Origin of the sequence: Allosaccharopolyspora coralli, assembly GCF_009664835.1 — a bacterium.
Lineage (GTDB): Bacteria > Actinomycetota > Actinomycetes > Mycobacteriales > Pseudonocardiaceae > Allosaccharopolyspora > Allosaccharopolyspora coralli.
In genome coordinates, this window is record NZ_CP045929.1 from 926,414 (window position 1) to 942,104 (window position 15,691).

Sequence of the window (15,691 nt, forward strand, 5' to 3'; positions counted from 1 at the left end):
CGCCTCTTGCCTTGATCGATCTACACGCCTACCTTGCTCACACCGGCCGCGACGGCCGGTACCGGCAGCGGGGCCGAAACCCTCCCGCGCGCCGATCGAGCGACGGGGAGGCGGAGACCGTTGGGCACACCCGGCAGACGACGCGGCCGACGCGCGGCCGCGCTGGGCGCGGGACTCGCGTGCGTCACCGCGCTCACCGCGTGCGCGCCCGCCGAACCGCCGAACCAGGTGAACCTGTACTACGCGCCGGAAGACAACCTGCAGAAGGTCGTCGACCGCTGCAACGCCGAATCCGGCGGCCGGTACAACATCGTCTACAACAAGCTGCCCCGCGACGCCGACGGTCAGCGCGAGCAGATGGCGCGCCGTCTGGCCGCGCAGGACCCGGCCATGGACATCCTCGGACTCGACACCACGTGGACCGCCGAGTTCGCCGAAGCCGGCTGGATCCGCGAATGGACGGGCGACCGCAAGGCCGAGGTCTCGAACGGAACCCTCGCGGGTCCGCTGGCGTCGGCCACCTACGAGGGCAAGCTGTACGCGGCGCCGAAGAACACCAACGTCCAACTGCTCTGGTACCGCGGTGACCTCGTCGACCAGCCGCCGCGTACCTGGGACGAGATGCTCCGGCAGGCCGACCGGCTCGAGGCCGAGGGCAAGCCGAGCACGGTGCTCATCCCCGGCGCCCAGTTCGAGGGCTACGTCGTGCAGTTCAACACGCTCGTCGCCTCCGCGGGCGGTCAACTCGTCTCCGACGACGGCCAACGCGCTGTCGTCGACGACGGCGTGGTGCGTGCCTTGCAGGCCCTCCGCGACCTCGCCGACTCCGGGCACACCAGCCCGTCGATGTCGAACGCGCAAGAAGACGACATCCGTATGGAGTTCGAACAGGGCAACGCCGCTTTCCAGCTCAACTGGCCGTTCGTCTACGCCTCCATGAAGGAGGACTCGCCGGAGCAGCTGCAGAACCTCGAGTGGGCGCGCTACCCCAGTCTCGACCCGAACAAGCCCAGCAAGGTCACCATCGGCGGTTTCAATCTCGGCGTCAGCCAGTACTCGCAGAAGCCCGACCTCGCCTTCGACGCCGCGAGTTGTCTGCGCAACGCCGAAAGTCAACGCTTCTCCGCGGTCAACGACGGCGTGCCGCCGACGATCGAGTCCGTCTACGCCGGGCCGGGAATGGCCGAGGAGTACCCGATGCGCGACGAGATCCTCGCCGAACTCAGGGATCCCGCCATCAGGCCCGTCACCCCCGCCTACCAGAACGTGTCCACAGTGCTCGCGAAGCTGCTCTCGCCCGCCTCCGACATCGAGCCGCAGCGCACCGCCGAACGGCTCCGCAACGAGATCCAGGACGCACTCGACTCCACCGGAGTGATGCCGTGAGCGCCGCCACCCGCATCTCCACGTCGGAACGAAAAGCGCCACTGAGCGAAGGCAAACGCGCCGAACGGCGGCTCGGCTGGCTGCTGTGCGCTCCGGCCGCGATCGTGATGCTCGCGGTCACCGCATGGCCCATCGCGTACGCGGTGTGGCTCTCGTTCCAGCGGTTCGACCTGAAGTTCCCGGGCCAGCGCGAGTTCATCGGGCTCGACAACTACGTCACCGTGCTCACCAACCAATACTGGTGGACGGCGTTCGGGGTCACCGTGTTCATCACGGCGGTGCAAGTGATCATCGAACTGGTACTCGGGATGATCCTCGCGTTGATCATGCATCGGGCGCTCGTCGGCAGGGGGCTCGTCCGCACCGTCACGCTCGTGCCGTACGGCATCGTCACCGTCGTCGCCGCGTTCAGCTGGCGCTTCGCCTGGACACCCGAGACGGGCTATCTCGCGAACGCCCTCACGCCGAACGGTGCGCCGCTGACCGAACAGGGCAGCTCGCTGGCCATCATCATCCTCGCCGAGGTGTGGAAGACGACGCCGTTCATGGCGCTGTTGCTCATGGCCGGACTCGCCCTGGTCCCGGAGGATCTGCTCAAGGCCGCCTCCGTGGACGGCGCCGGGCCCTGGCAGCGCTTCACCAAGGTGATGCTGCCGGTGATGAAGCCGGCGATCCTCGTCGCGCTGCTGTTCCGCACGCTCGACGCGTTCCGCGTCTTCGACAACATCGTCGTGCTCACCGAAGGCGCCCAGGACACCTCGTCGGTGTCGGTGCTGGCCTACAACAACCTCATCAAGGGCCTGAACCTCGGCATCGGCTCCACGATGTCGGTGCTCATCTTCATCGCCGTGGCGATCATCGCGTTCGTCTTCGTGAAACTGTTCGGCACCGCCGCGCCCGGCAGCGACGAGAAGGACGGGAGGGGCTGATGGCCGCCACGGCCAAGAAGAAGGCACAGTGGACGGTGCTCAACGCCGTCGTCATCGTCTACGCGTTGCTGCCGGTGCTGTGGATCGTGTCGCTGTCGTTCAAGACACCGGCCACGATCGCCGACGGCAACTTCATTCCACGGGAGTGGACGTGGGAGAACTACGCGACGATCTTCAGCACCAGCGAGTTCACGCGTTCGTTGATCAACTCCATCGGGATCGCGCTCATCGCGACGCTGGTCGCGGTCGTCATCGGGGTCATGGCCGCCTACGCGATCGCCCGGCTCGACTTCCCAGGCAAACGAGCGCTCGTCGCCGTCTCGCTGCTCATCGCGATGTTCCCGCAGGTGTCCCTGGTCTCGCCGCTGTTCGAGATCGAACGCAACCTGGGGCTGTTCGACACCTGGCCGGGTCTGATCCTGCCGTACACGACCTTCTCGCTGCCGTTGGCGATCTACACGCTCTCGGCGTTCTTCCGGGAGATCCCGTGGGAACTGGAGAAGGCCGCGAAAATGGACGGCGCCACCCCGTTCCAGGCGTTCACCAAGGTCATCGCTCCGCTGGCCGCGCCGGGCGTGTTCACCACCGCGATCCTGGTGTTCATCTTCTGCTGGAACGACTTCCTGTTCGCGATCTCGTTGACCTCGACCGAGGCGTCACGGACCGTTCCGGTCGCGCTGCAGTTCTTCACCGGTGACTCACAGTTCGAGGACCCCACGGGCTCGATCTCGGCGGCCGCAGTGGTGATCACGATCCCGATCATCCTGTTCGTGCTCTTCTTCCAGCGCAAGATCGTCTCCGGCCTCACATCGGGGGCGGTGAAGGGTTGATGCGCGCCACCAGCTTTGTGTGTGAAAGGACTTCTCGTGGCTGAGATCGTTCTGGACAAGGTCAGCAAGCGGTACCCGGACGGTTCGCTCGCGGTCCGCGACGTCGACCTGAGCATCGGCGACGGCGAATTCGTCATCCTCGTCGGCCCTTCCGGATGCGGGAAGTCCACTACGCTCAACATGATCGCCGGGCTGGAGGACGTCAGCGCGGGCAACCTGATCATCGACGGCGACCGGGTCAACGAGCGTGCGCCGAAGGACCGGGACATCGCCATGGTGTTTCAGTCGTACGCGCTGTACCCGCACATGAGTGTCTTCGAGAACATGGCGTTCCCGCTGCGGCTGGCCAAAGTGGACAAGCCGACGGTCAAGGAACGGGTCGACGAGGCCGCCCGTGTTCTCGACCTCACCCAGCATCTCGACCGCACCCCCGCCAACCTCTCCGGCGGCCAGCGGCAGCGGGTCGCGATGGGGCGTGCGATCGTCCGGAGCCCCAAGGCGTTTCTCATGGACGAGCCCCTGTCCAACTTGGACGCCAAGCTCCGGGTGCAGATGCGCACCTCGGTCTCGAAGCTGCAGAAGCAGCTCGGCACCACCACCGTGTACGTCACCCACGACCAGACCGAGGCCATGACGCTCGGCGACCGGGTCGTCGTGATGCGCGGCGGTCTGGTGCAGCAGGTCGGCTCGCCGCAAGAGCTCTACAGCAACCCGCACAACCTGTTCGTCGCGGGCTTCATCGGCTCGCCGGCCATGAACTTCCTGCCCGGTGAGGTCGACGACGGGACGCTGCGGTGCGCGTTCGGCGACGTGCCGCTGAGTGATCGCATCCGCCGCTCGCTGGAAGCCGCCGACGCGCCGCGCGAACTCGTGCTCGGCATCCGGCCGGAGCACTTCGAGGACGCCGCGCTCGTCGACGACCGTCGCAGGGGCCACACCTTCACCGACGAGGTCGAGATCGTCGAGGAGATGGGTTCCGACAAGTACGTCTACTTCACCCTGCACAGCGCGCAGGCGGAGTCGGCGCAGCTGGACGAGCTCGCCGTCGACACCGGCACGTCCGATCTGCCGAGCGACCAGGCGCACGTCGTCACCCGGCTGTCGGTGGAGTCGACGGCGCGAGAGAACCAGAACGTCGAGGTGTGGTTCGACCCCGACAAACTGCACCTGTTCGACCCCTCGACGGGCAACGCCGTCACCTGAGGCATCGCACCCGACCTCGGACGATCCGGCAAATTCGCGCGAATTTGCCACCCCTCTGTCCACAGGGTGGCGAGTTGTCCACAGGGGCGGGGCCGAAGGGTGGGGTGCAGCGCGATCGGGGGAGTGAGGGGCTGCGCGGGTTGAGGCTGTGGCTCGCGAGGACGGCGTCGGGCGTGGTGTAGTTCGCTCCTTGATGTCGACGAGCCCGTAGCCAGCCTGTCGGCGGTTCCGCGACGGAACCGCCGACCCGGACCAACCCGCGCGACCTCCTAGCCCTGCTGGGCGATGACGATGAACAGGGTGATGATCCAGCCCATGAGGGCGGCGGAGAGCAGGGTGAGCTTGCTGGTGACCAGACGGGTCAGCATGAGTGCCTCCCGGGCGTGACAACGAAGTCCTACAGGGAAAGTCGCCTCACGATGTGGCCGACGGTTCCCGCGCGCGTTACGCGCGCAGCGCGGCGTGGCGCGGAACCGCAGTCCACACCGTGCCGGGTTTTCGCACCGCGGCACGACGTGCGACCGCGCTTCGTCGGGTGCGGCTCGCGGCGGTGGGATCGCCGGGACGGAACGGAACGGCAAGCACGGCGACCTCCCTCGCAGGCTCGTGCGGAACACGACTCACGGACTGTGGCTGGCGCGGCCACACCCGAACGACGGCCGGGTCGGGCGTCGGGACCGCAGGCGGGACGAACACGCGACTGCCCACCGGTGTGTCGGGTGAGTGGCTGCGCCCGTGACACCGCATGTCACAACCACCCGTTCTTCCGGAAGATCTTGAACAGGGCGATGCAACAGCCCAGCATCACCAGCAACGTCACCGGATATCCGAACACCGTGTTCGTCTCCGGCATGTTCTCGAAGTTCATCCCGTAGATCCCGGCGATCATCGTCGGTGTCGAGATGATCGCGACCCAAGCCGAGATCTTGCGCATGTCGGTGTTCTGCCGCAGCGTGATCTTCGCCAGCGTCGCGTCCACCAGGGTGGTCAGGAGCTCGTCGAACGAGACGACCCGCTCCGAGACCGTCGTCAGGTGGTCGTCGACGTCGCGGAAGTACGACCGCACCTGCTCGGGCACCATCGGCGTGTACCCCTCGGCGAGCCGCTTCAACGGCTTCGCCAACGGCATCACCGCGCGCCGCAGGTCCAGCACCTCGCGCTTCATCAGGTAGATCTGCTCGGCGTCGATCGTGGTACGGGGTGCGAACACCTCGGCCTCGATCGTGTCGATGTCGCCCTGGATCGCCTCGGTGACGTCGAGGTAACTGTCGACCACGTGGTCGGCGACGCCGTGCAGCACCGCTGCGGGCCCGAGCGCGAGCTGCTCGGGGTCGGACTCGAGCTGCCTGCGCACCACTCCCAGGCCCGCGTGCTTGCCGTGTCGCACCGTGATGACGAAGTCGTGGCCGACGAACGCCATCAGCTCGCCGCTCTCGACGATCTCGCTGGTCGCGGTCAGCTTCTCGTTGGCGACGTAGCGGACCGTCTTGAGCACCATGAACACGCTGTCGTCGTAGCGGTCCAGCTTCGGCCGTTGATGCGCGTGAACCGCGTCCTCGACGGCCAGCTCGTGCAGGCCGAACGTCTCGGCGATGCCGTTGATCTGCTGCTCGTCCGGCTCGTGCAGGCCGATCCAGACGAACCCGGTGCCGCGGCCGCGCACTTCCTCGATCGCTTCGCCGTGCGACCAGTGGCCCGCCAGGCGATGCCCGTCGACGTACACCGCGCAGTCCACGACGGACAGCGGGCGCGACTGCGGCGGACGCGGCGCGGCGTTCTTCACGCGCGACGAGCGATGGCGCAGACCGAGCGAAGGCAGGCTGGGCACAGCGACCTCCTGGGGGGCAGACACTGGGGCGACGCGGGACTTCGGCGTTCGCATCCCGGCCGGCCTCTCGGCGGTGCCTACCGCGAGGGGATGACCTACTGGCGGAGGTCTCCGGCGGGGATGCGGCCGGTACTACACGGCAAAGCATTGTTCGAGCTGCTCACGATCCCTCACCTCCTTGTGTTGCCCACCGACCGGTGGAAAATCTCGTCAACCGAGGCGAAACGATACCTGCTCGACCGACGTGGCCGAGCAGCCCCCTTGACGCGGTGTCGCCGAAGACCGTGAACGGGTGAATTGTCGGCTTCCCGGGAGAGTGGCAATGGCGGCGCAGCTCGGGAATGCGGCAGAGGTTCACTCCGCGGTCGGGAGGCAATTCCAGGAACGCAACAGGGCCGCGAGTCCCTCGGTCAGAGCATCCGCGGCGTCGAGTGTGGCGAAAGTCGCACTGCCCACCCACATTGCCGCGGCGGCGTCGTCGCCGGCACACGGCGTCTCCCCGCTGCTCCAACAGGAGTAATCGGTAATCCCGTACGTCACCGACCCGGAGTGAACCGTGGTGCGTCCGACAATCGGCCCGACGGTCACCGACAGTCCCGTTTCCTCCAGGACTTCCCGCGCCACCGCTGAACGGTCGGATTCCCCGGACTCCACTCGGCCCCCTGGCAACGACCACAAGCCGCGACGCGGCTCGTTCGCGCGGCGGACCAGCAGCAATCGTCCCTGGTCATCGTGTACCACGGCACCGACGCAGGGCAGCGGGTTCCGGTCCGATACGATCATCAACACGGAGCGTAGTGGGTTGGGGGCGACTCGAAAACGACTGACCCGAGTGCGGTACAAAGCTGCCGTACAGCGCCGGAGTGCGGTACAACGGATCAGCAGCGGTATGCGTCAAAAGGTTTTTCGGACGGGGTGCGTCACAGTGAACATGAAGAAAATCCTCACCTGGGCCGGGATCGCGTTTCTTCTCTTCTTCCTGATCTCCTCCCCAGCCCAGGCCAGCGATGTCGTCAACGGACTGCTCGGCAGCCTCCGGCAGGCGGCAGAGGCCGTCATCACTTTCATGCAGAACCTGTTCCAGTAACCGGCGGAGGCGGGTGCCGTGTTCGCACCGAGGGATCCCGACGAATACCTTCTCGACACCGAGCGGCGAGTCATTCGTGTCCGCCGTCACTGGGCCCACCTGGTGTGGGACCTGTTCGAGGCGGTCGGGCTCCTGGTCGGAGTGGTCATGGTGTCCTACCTGCTGCCCGGCGGGGTCTGGTGGGCGCAGAACATCCTCTGGTACGCGGGGCTGTTCGTGCTCATCAGGTTCGCCTACAGCGTCATCGAATGGTATGTCGAGCGCATCGTGGTCACCGACAAGCGCTTCATGATCATCACCGGCATCGTCACGTCGTCCGTGCAGATGATGCCGATCAGCAAGGTCACCGACCTCACGTATCACCGCAGCGTCGCGGGCCGCGCGTTCGGCTACGGCACCATGGTCGTTGAATCCGCAGGTCAGATCCAGGCGCTCAACAAGATCGAGTACCTGCCGAACCCCGAAGAGGTTTTCGACGCCATCTCGCACCTGGTGTTCGGGGACAAGAAGGTGCAGCAGGACCGCTTCTCCATGCTCAAGGCCCGGCGCGCCGCGGTCGGCGCACGCAAGTCCAAGCTCGCCAAGTAAGTGGTGGTGCGGGGTTGACGTGCGTGGTTCCGTCGCGCAGCTCTCCTCACTCCGATGGGGCGAGCGGCACTCTCGCCTCGTGTGGTGAGGCGAGAGTGCCGTTCGCCCGGCTTAGGGTTTCGGGTTGGGTCGGCCGATGGGTGACACTGGGGGCGTGGCTATCGACCTGCACACGCACTCGACCGAGTCCGACGGCACCGACACGCCTACCGAACTCGTCGCCGCGGCCGCGGCGGCAGGGCTCGACGTCGTCGCCCTCACCGACCACGACACCACGGCCGGGTGGGCGGAAGCCGAACGCGCCGTGCGTGACCAGGCCGGCCACGTGCGGGTCGTCCCCGGCGCCGAACTCTCCTGCCAGTGCCCGGACGGGCAGGGCCGCCACATCACCGTCCACATGCTGGCCTACCTGTTCGATCCGCGGTCCGAGGCGCTCGTCGCCGAACAGGCCCGGCTCCGAGCCGAACGCCGCACGCGGCTGCGCGTCATGGCCACCCGGATGGCCGACGACGGCTTTCCTGTCGATCCGGACGCGCTGATGGACGCGCTCCCCGAGGATTCACCCGGCGGACGGCCGCACCTCGCCCGCATGCTCGTCCAGGCCGGTGCCGCCGAGGACGTCAACGACGCGTTCGCCCGCTACCTCGGCAACCACGGCCGCTACTATCTGCCGCGCACCGACACTCCGGTCTTCAAGGCCGTCGACATGATCGCCGAGGCGGGAGGGGTGACCGTTCTCGCGCATCCGTTCGCGACCGCGCGCGGCCGGACGGTCTCGGCACGGACCATCGCCGAACTCGCGGCGGCAGGACTCAGCGGTGTCGAGATCGACCATCCCGATCACGACAGCGACGCGCGGGAGCAGCTCCGCGAGATCGCCGGGACTCTCGACCTCGTGCCCACCGGCAGCAGCGATTACCACGGGACGAACAAGACGATTCCGCTCGGAGCCGAGACCACCGATCCCGAATCGCTGGACCGGTTGGCGCAACGCGCCACCGGCAGCAAGATCTTCGGGTGATCCTCGGGTCGCGTCCTGGGCGGCCCGTTCCCGTGCGTACTGTGGAAGGGTGCAGGGGCAACTCGGTCTTGAAGGCATCCCGGCCGAGCTGGTGCGGATCACGCCCGCTCGGCTGAACACCTGGGCCGCGTGTCCCCGCCGGTACCGGATGGCGTATGTCGATCGGCCGACGCCGCCCCGCGCCGGACCGCACGTCGAAGCCACCGTCGGCGCCGCGGTCCACAACGCGCTCAAGGCGGTGTCGGAACTTCCCGCCACGCAGCGCACGTCCGAGAAGGCCGTGTCCGAGCTCCGCCGCTGTTGGAAGCACGACGGTTTTCGCGACCGCACTCAGTCGGTGCGGCACCGTGATCGCGCCGCAGGGTGGCTCTCCGAGTACGTCGCGGGCCGGGACGGGGATCTCTCGCCGCTCGCCGTCGAGCGGTGGGTCTCCGCGCCGGCTGGCTCGATCATCGCCGAAGGCCGTGTCGACCGCGTCGACCAGCGCGGCGAGGAGATCGTGGTGGTCGACTACAAGACCGGCAGGCACGTGCCCGAGACCGACGACGCCCGCACGTCGCGAGCGCTCGCGCTGTACGCGATCGCGGCTCGCCGCACCTTCCGCAAGCCGTGTCGCCGGGTCGAGCTGCACCATGTGCCGAGCTCAACCGTAGCCTCGTGGGAGCACACCGAGGATTCCCTCGCCGAGCACCTCGCCGACGCGGGGCAGACTGCCGGGCGGATCGGCCGTGCCACCGAGGCACACGCGGCCGGCGAGGATCGCGACGTCTGGTTCCCGCCGCGCACCGGCGGGCACTGCTCGCGCTGCGACTTTCCGGCACACTGCCCGGAGGGCACACAGGCCGCACCGGACCTGGCGCCATGGGCGAAGGTGGAGCGCGACGATGCGACCTGACGAGCACCCGGGACGTGCCCACGACGGGCGGCCGCGACGCCGGCCCACCGCGAGCCCGCCGCCGCAACAGCCACCGCCGTATCGGCAAGCCTCTCCGCACCAGTCACCGCACCGGCAGCCGGTGCGCCCTCCGAGGGCGACCCGGCCGGAGCGCACGCTGCACGAGCCGCAACCTCACCGGTGGGACGAGCAGCAACCGCGCGGGTGGGACGAGCAGGCTCACCGGCGCGACGAGCGAGAGCCCGTGGGGCGTCCCCTGCGGCGCGGCCCCAGTGCGGGTGGGCTCGCCGCACGCGGGTTCACGGGTTCACTCGCGGCGGGGTTCACGCTGCTGTCGGTCTTCCTCATCGCGGTACAGTTCTGGGCCACCGGCAATGGGCAGAGCGGCCCCGGCATCCCTGCGGTCGTGTCGCACTGCGTCGCGGCGGTTGCCGCGCTCGCACTGCAGGCGACCGCCGACCGCAGAACCGGAGCGGTGGCCGCGGGATACGCGCTCGGAGTGGTCGCAGTGGTGATCGGCTCGCTGTGGTTCTGGTGGTGGGCCTGAGAACGCATTGTGGAACTGGGGTGGGTGGTCCCGGTCCCAAGCCGCTCACCGTGCTCGGGCAGAGCGCGCGAGACCATGCCCTGAACGGGCATCAGGACCAGAGCAGAGACAGGCACTGATCCTCAGCGCAGAGCGACAAGCGTGTCGCCGCGCTGTTCCAGCACGGTGTCTCCGAGCACGGCGACCTCGACGGGACCGTCGAACCCACCGCGATCGACGGGGATCATCGTCTCGCGAGCTCCCGATCTCGGGTCGATCACCGCGAGCCCGTTCCGCACGGGCACCAGCAGCTTGCCCGCGAACAACGCCCCCGAGCCGAGCGTGTCGGGCACGGTCCACAGCGGGGTGAACGAGTTCGGTGCCAGGGCGACGGTGTCCCGGCCGGTGAACCAGGTGAGCGGCTCACCGGGTGTGGTCGCCTCCACGCGAACCTCGTCCGGCGGCAACGCCTCCGTCCGAGCCGGGAACGATTGTCGGCGGTTCCCGTCCGTGTCGTAGACCGCGACCTCGCCGCGGTCGCGGAGAACGGCCGCGACGAACTGCTGGGAGACCGCGACGATGCTCGCGTCTGCGCTGCCGAGAGCGACGGAGAGCACCTGCTCCGGTTGTTCGTCGTCCTCGGGGCGCGCCTTGATCACCGTGATTCGGTCACTCTGCTCGCCGGGACATGCCTCCACGAGCCCCACCCGGTCGTCACCGACTCCGACCGACACCGTCCGGCACCCCGGGCGCGGAAGGTTGTTGCCTGCGTTCTTCGGTGCCGCCGGAACGCCGTACTGCTGGGTACGCACCAGGTCCGAGCGCCAACTCTCCACGATGCCGGTTCCGGTGGCGGTCACGTACGTGCCGTCGCTGAGCAGCCGGGTTCCGAGTTCGGCGTCGGAGTTGCGCTGCGGACCGCGTGTGCCGGTCGCGCCCTCCAACGCCGTGACCTCGCTGCAGCCGTCGCCTTTCCGGTGCACGGCGATCGCACCGCGCCACTCGGCGCCGACCGTGCACAGCGGGAGATCGCGCGCGTAGCGCCACTGCTCCTCGCCGGTTCGCGGATCGTGGCCGCGCACGGTGGAGCCGTCACCGGTGATCACCCCCGGTCCTGCGGTCACCGGCTCGGGTGTCGCCCCGCTGGGGGCGCGCCATGCCTCGGTGAGTTCGGGCGGGACGGCGACGGGCTGTTCCGGTGCGGGGATCCGAGGCGAGATCTCGGAGAGGGTGGCGCGCGCGTCGCTGGTGACCCACACCACGGTCGTCGCGACGACAGCCGCCACGACCAGCACCACGACCGCGACGAGATCCGCTCTGGTGCGCCGTTCCGGCCCTGCCACAGTCACGTCCCCCGGCACTTCCTCGTCCGCTATTCCTTCGCCGAGCTTAGAGGGTGCCCGGAGTGATCTGGGTCGGTGGTTCCGTGGCGGAACCATCCCGGATGTCCTCTCAGCTCAGAGGGCGTTTGGAACTGAGGTGGGTGCTCCGGTACCGCCGTCCCAGTTCGTGCCTCGCGGCGTTGGGGTCCTCTTGAGTACCAGGCGTACGCGGCGAGAACCCCTGCCTTGCGAGGCACGAACTGGGACGCCGGAGCCCCTCACCGTGCCCCGGCTGATCACGTATGACCGTGCCCTACGGGCACACAAGCAAATGTCCTCTCAGACCCGACTCGACGCCGCTGTGCCCCGGGGTGCGCGCACACAAGCGAACGCCCCGAGGCTGCGTGGGCCTCGAGGCGTTCGACCGGTCAAGCGGTGGTGGTCATTCCGCTGCGGGAGCGGAGTTGCCGCCCCGGCCGGAACCACCCCGGCGACGACGGCGACGCGGACGGTCCGAACCGGGCGCCTCCTGCTGGCCGGAGCCGTTCGAGGTCGCGGCCTCCGACGGCGCCTTGGCGTCCTCCGCGTTCGCGCCGCCGCGAGTGCGACGCCGCTTGCGTCGACCCGCCGGACGGCTCTCGCCTGCTTCGCCGTTCTGTTTGGACTCGCCACCTCGGCCGCGTCCACGGCGGCGTGGCGCGCGTTTCGCGTCCTCGTCCGGCTCCGACGACAGTCCCGACCGGGTGCGCTGCGAGAGCGGCAGCCGACCACTGGCGTCCGAAGGGATGTCGAGGTCGGTGTAGAGGTGCGGCGACGTGGAGTAGGTCTCCACCGGCTGCGGCTTGCCGAGGTCGAGCGCGTCGCTGATGAGCTTCCAGCGGGGCTCCTCGTCCCAGTCGACGAGCGTGATCGCCACACCGGTCTTGCCCGCTCGGCCGGTGCGGCCGATGCGGTGCACGTAGGTCTTCTCGTCGTCCGGGCACTGCAGGTTGATCACGTGTGTGACGTCCTCGACGTCGATGCCGCGAGCCGCCACGTCGGTGGCCACCAGAATGTCGACCTTGCCGCCTCGGAACGCCCGGAGTGCCTGCTCGCGGGCGCCCTGGCCGAGGTCGCCGTGCACCGCGGCCGACGCGAACCCGCGCTCGGCGAGATCGTCGGCGAGGCGCTGCGCGGTCCGCTTCGTCCGGCTGAAGATCATCGTCAGTCCGCGGTCGGTGGCCTGCAGTGCCCGCGCGAGCAGTTCGGTCTTGTCCATCGCGTGCGCGCGGTAGACGAACTGCTCGGTGCGCTCGTGCACCGCGCCCGCGTCGGCCTGCTCGGCACGGATGTGGGTGGGCTGCTGCAGGAAAGTGCGGGCCAGGTTGATGATCGGCCCCGGCATCGTCGCCGAGAACAGCATCGTCTGCCGCTGCTCGGGCACCATCCGCAGGATCCGCTCGATGTCCGGCAGGAAGCCGAGGTCGAGCATCTCGTCGGCCTCGTCGAGCACCAGCCCGTTGACCTTGCCGAGCACCAGGTGCTGCTGTTCGGCGAGGTCGAGCAGCCGACCCGGCGTGCCGATGACGACGTCGACGCCCTTCTGCAGCGCCTCGATCTGCGGTTCGTACGGCCTGCCGCCGTAGACCGCGAGGGTGCGCACACCCAGGTGCTTGCCCGCGTCCGTCAGGTCCCGGGTGACCTGCACACACAGCTCACGGGTCGGGACCACGACGAGTACCTGCGGCGTGCCGTCGCCCGGGTTCTGGACCCGCTGCAGCAGCGGCACACCGAAGCCCAGGGTCTTGCCGGTGCCGGTGCGCGCCTGCCCGATCAGGTCTTCGCCCCGCAACGCCAGCGGCAGCGTGAGTTCCTGGATGGCGAACGTGTGCTCGATGCCGGCCTGCGAGAGCGCCCGCACGATCTCGGACTTCACGCCCAGTTCTGCGAACGTCGGCGTCGCGGGTGCGGCGCCCTCGGCGTGCAGGTGCCGGACCTGATCGACGTCGACGTCCTCGCCGCCGGTCTCGGCGTGCTCGAGGGCGTGCTTGTCTGTCGTGTCGGGCTTCGCGGTCGGGCTGGTCTCGGGGGCCGGGGTGTCGTCTACGGAGCTCTCGGAGCCCCGGTTGTTCGTGATCGTCAGGGTGATCGCCTCTCTCGTACCTGCGCGCACGGATCGGTGTCACCCATGATCGGGACACTCGGGACGGGACGAACTCCGGCCATCGACCGCGTCGTACGGCGGTCGGGAACTATGCTCGAAGTCACCGTCGTAATGGTGCGCGCCCTTGTTCACGTCAGCGGCCCACGCCGCTGTCAGGTCTGTTCGTACCGGAGTCGTCGAGCGCGGGGACGGTTCCTCGTGCCGGCACCCACCGGGTCGGTGGACCGTGTCACGGGCTGCGTTCGCGCCGACGGTGTTCCCGGGTCCGCCCGATCGCGGGCGCCTCCTTCGACCTGCGACGATCCGTCGGAGACGGTGTCGCAGAGGACCCTCGTGGATGATCCTCGACGGCCCGTTGCGCGGGCTCCGCGACGATCGCACCGCCTGACGCCGGTACTCCTCCACGTTCCAGGATACCTGCCGTCCGGAGGATCGTGCGCGACCCGACCCGGTGCGGGTGTCGAGCGATAGGCTCCGGGCCATGAACGAGGCTGAGCGAAGCGGTACGTCGACACCGGCCACGACGAGCACGGACATGGGGGACAAGTACGAGGAAGGTGTCGTCGACCTGCTGGCCGCACTCGCCTACGGCGAGTTGTCCGCGTTCGACCGTTTGGCCGAGGACGCCCGCGCCGCACCCACCCTGACCGGGCGGGCGGCGCTGGCCAAGATGGCGGCCGCCGAGATGGGGCACTACCGGGTGCTCGAAGAACAACTCGCCCGGCGTGGCGCCACTGTCGAGACCAAGATGCAGCCGTTCGTGCAAGCCTTCGACGACTTCAACGAATCCACCGCCCCGCACTCCTGGCACGAATCGCTGGTCAAGGCTTACGTCGGTGACGGGCTCGCCGCCGATTTCTACCGCGAGATCGCCGAATGGCTCGATCCGGAGACCAAACGGATCGTGCTGTCGGTCGTCGACGACACCGGCCACTCCGCCTTCGCCGAACGCGAGGTCCTCGCCGCTTGCGCCGACGACCGGACCCTGCGCGACAAGCTCGCGCTCTGGGGTCGCAGGCTGCTGGGCGAGGCGGTCACCCAGGCGCAGCGGGTCGCGGCGGAACGGGACGCGCTCTCCGAGCTGATCATCCGCGGGTCCGGGGACCTCACCGGCATCGCGACGCTGTTCCGGAAGCTGCAGTCCAACCACACGAAACGCATGCAACGCCTCGGCCTGGCCTGAGCCCGGGTTCGCGCCGGCGAGTGCTTCCCCCACCCGCCCACCGAGGCGAACGGCACGTTCGCCTCGTCTCATGGGGCGAAAGTGCCGTTCGCCTCGATGGGGCGTGTGGGGTGAGCGGCACGTTCGCCTCGTGTGGTGGGGCGAAAGTGCCGTTCGCCTCAAATTGAGCCCCCGGAGCCTCCGGAGCCCCCGGAGCCGCCGCGACGCCTCAGCCGCTGGGGCTGCTCGAGTCTCCGGGGGTGCCCGAGTCTCCGGAGCTGCCGGCCCGCACCGTCGAGACGAACTCCTGGAAGTCCGCGCGGACCGAATCGAACTGTTCGCTAGGCGCCGTCATCGCCAGCCGCACGACCGCGCGCACGCCAGGATCCCGCTCATCGGGCATGGCCAGATACACCTGGCACTGCACCAGTTCCCGTGTCGTCTCGCCGATCACGGCGGAGACCGTCAACAGCTGCGTCAGGCCCGGAGCGTCCGCAGAGCCGATCTCCCGACGGTCGGACACCGCGACACCTCGCGACGCTTCCGCGAGATTCGTGACCGACTCCTCGGCCACCTCCACGAGCGAGATCTCGTCCGAGCGGACCTCGCCGTCGATCGTGATGTTCGTGGTGAAGCCGGGCACCTGGGACGTCGGGTGCAACGCGACGAACGCCGCGCCGGGAGCACCTACCTCGTCCGGTTTCGCCGCCTGCCAGCCTTCGGGAAGGCGGAACTCGATCGGGACCGGCATCGATGTCGCCACGTCACACT

The 15,691-nt window shown here is 68.6% G+C and carries 15 protein-coding genes; 10 read left to right on the forward strand and 5 right to left on the reverse strand.

All coding sequences use genetic code 11. The features are described from left to right. Nucleotides 1-120 precede the first annotated feature (120 nt). From GIY23_RS04415 to GIY23_RS04430, 4 genes are read left to right on the forward strand one after another with little or no spacing between them, the layout of a single operon-like run. Nucleotides 121-1,386, forward strand: coding sequence for an ABC transporter substrate-binding protein (locus tag GIY23_RS04415; protein WP_187352021.1), 1,266 nt, complete (start codon nucleotides 121-123; stop codon nucleotides 1,384-1,386). Next, complete coding sequence (locus GIY23_RS04420) at nucleotides 1,383-2,315, forward strand: carbohydrate ABC transporter permease (RefSeq protein WP_154075489.1); 933 nt, start codon at nucleotides 1,383-1,385, stop codon at nucleotides 2,313-2,315. Before GIY23_RS04415 ends, GIY23_RS04420 begins: the two co-directional genes overlap by 4 nt. Further along, nucleotides 2,315-3,145, forward strand: a complete 831-nt coding sequence (locus GIY23_RS04425; protein WP_154075490.1) for a carbohydrate ABC transporter permease — start codon at nucleotides 2,315-2,317, stop codon at nucleotides 3,143-3,145. The genes GIY23_RS04420 and GIY23_RS04425 overlap by 1 nt, the downstream gene beginning before the upstream one ends. A 36-nt stretch (nucleotides 3,146-3,181) precedes the next feature. After that, nucleotides 3,182-4,348, forward strand: coding sequence for an ABC transporter ATP-binding protein (locus tag GIY23_RS04430; protein ID WP_154075491.1), 1,167 nt, complete (start codon nucleotides 3,182-3,184; stop codon nucleotides 4,346-4,348). Between the two features lie 748 nt (nucleotides 4,349-5,096). On the opposite strand, the gene GIY23_RS04435 is transcribed toward GIY23_RS04430, so the two are convergent. Further along, a complete protein-coding gene (locus GIY23_RS04435; RefSeq protein ID WP_154075492.1) occupies nucleotides 5,097-6,176 on the reverse strand; it encodes a magnesium and cobalt transport protein CorA in 1,080 nt (359 codons plus the stop codon). 354 nt (nucleotides 6,177-6,530) lie between these two features. Then, a complete protein-coding gene (locus GIY23_RS04440; protein ID WP_154075493.1) occupies nucleotides 6,531-6,959 on the reverse strand; it encodes an NUDIX hydrolase in 429 nt (142 codons plus the stop codon). Between the two features lie 142 nt (nucleotides 6,960-7,101). Between GIY23_RS04440 and GIY23_RS22600 the strand changes: the two genes are divergently transcribed. The 5 genes from GIY23_RS22600 (at nucleotide 7,102) to GIY23_RS22950 (ending at nucleotide 10,314) form a co-directional block, all read left to right on the forward strand. Next, the gene (locus GIY23_RS22600; protein WP_187352022.1) at nucleotides 7,102-7,263 is read left to right on the forward strand and encodes a cytochrome c family protein; all 162 of its coding nucleotides are present in this window, start codon (nucleotides 7,102-7,104) and stop codon (nucleotides 7,261-7,263) included. Nucleotides 7,264-7,281: 18 nt separating this feature from the next. Next, entirely contained in the window at nucleotides 7,282-7,851 is a 570-nt protein-coding gene (locus GIY23_RS04445) for a PH domain-containing protein (RefSeq protein WP_154075494.1), read from the forward strand. A 154-nt stretch (nucleotides 7,852-8,005) separates the two neighbouring features. Further along, nucleotides 8,006-8,872, forward strand: a complete 867-nt coding sequence (locus tag GIY23_RS04450) for a PHP domain-containing protein (protein WP_228717541.1) — start codon at nucleotides 8,006-8,008, stop codon at nucleotides 8,870-8,872. 49 nt (nucleotides 8,873-8,921) lie between these two features. Next, a complete protein-coding gene (locus GIY23_RS04455) occupies nucleotides 8,922-9,767 on the forward strand; it encodes a RecB family exonuclease (protein WP_154075496.1) in 846 nt (281 codons plus the stop codon). Next, nucleotides 9,757-10,314: a hypothetical protein gene (locus GIY23_RS22950; RefSeq protein WP_154075497.1), complete on the forward strand. Its 558-nt coding sequence runs from the start codon at nucleotides 9,757-9,759 to the stop codon at nucleotides 10,312-10,314. Before GIY23_RS04455 ends, GIY23_RS22950 begins: the two co-directional genes overlap by 11 nt. Nucleotides 10,315-10,436: 122 nt before the next feature. Here GIY23_RS22950 and GIY23_RS04465 read toward each other — a convergent pair whose 3' ends face one another. Both GIY23_RS04465 and GIY23_RS04470 read right to left on the reverse strand, forming a co-directional pair. After that, on the reverse strand, nucleotides 10,437-11,642 hold the full coding sequence (locus tag GIY23_RS04465; RefSeq protein ID WP_228717542.1) for an Rv3212 family protein: 1,206 nt from the start codon (nucleotides 11,640-11,642) through the stop codon (nucleotides 10,437-10,439). A gap of 415 nt (nucleotides 11,643-12,057) precedes the next feature. Then, nucleotides 12,058-13,767 (reverse strand): DEAD/DEAH box helicase, encoded by a 1,710-nt coding sequence (locus GIY23_RS04470; protein ID WP_407646830.1) that lies wholly within the window; start codon nucleotides 13,765-13,767, stop codon nucleotides 12,058-12,060. A gap of 526 nt (nucleotides 13,768-14,293) precedes the next feature. Here GIY23_RS04470 and GIY23_RS04475 point away from each other — a divergent pair. Beyond that, complete coding sequence (locus GIY23_RS04475) at nucleotides 14,294-14,941, forward strand: ferritin-like fold-containing protein (RefSeq protein WP_154078610.1); 648 nt, start codon at nucleotides 14,294-14,296, stop codon at nucleotides 14,939-14,941. A 208-nt stretch (nucleotides 14,942-15,149) separates the two neighbouring features. On the opposite strand, the gene GIY23_RS04480 is transcribed toward GIY23_RS04475, so the two are convergent. Then, nucleotides 15,150-15,683: a hypothetical protein gene (locus GIY23_RS04480; RefSeq protein WP_154075498.1), complete on the reverse strand. Its 534-nt coding sequence runs from the start codon at nucleotides 15,681-15,683 to the stop codon at nucleotides 15,150-15,152. Nucleotides 15,684-15,691 lie beyond the last annotated feature (8 nt).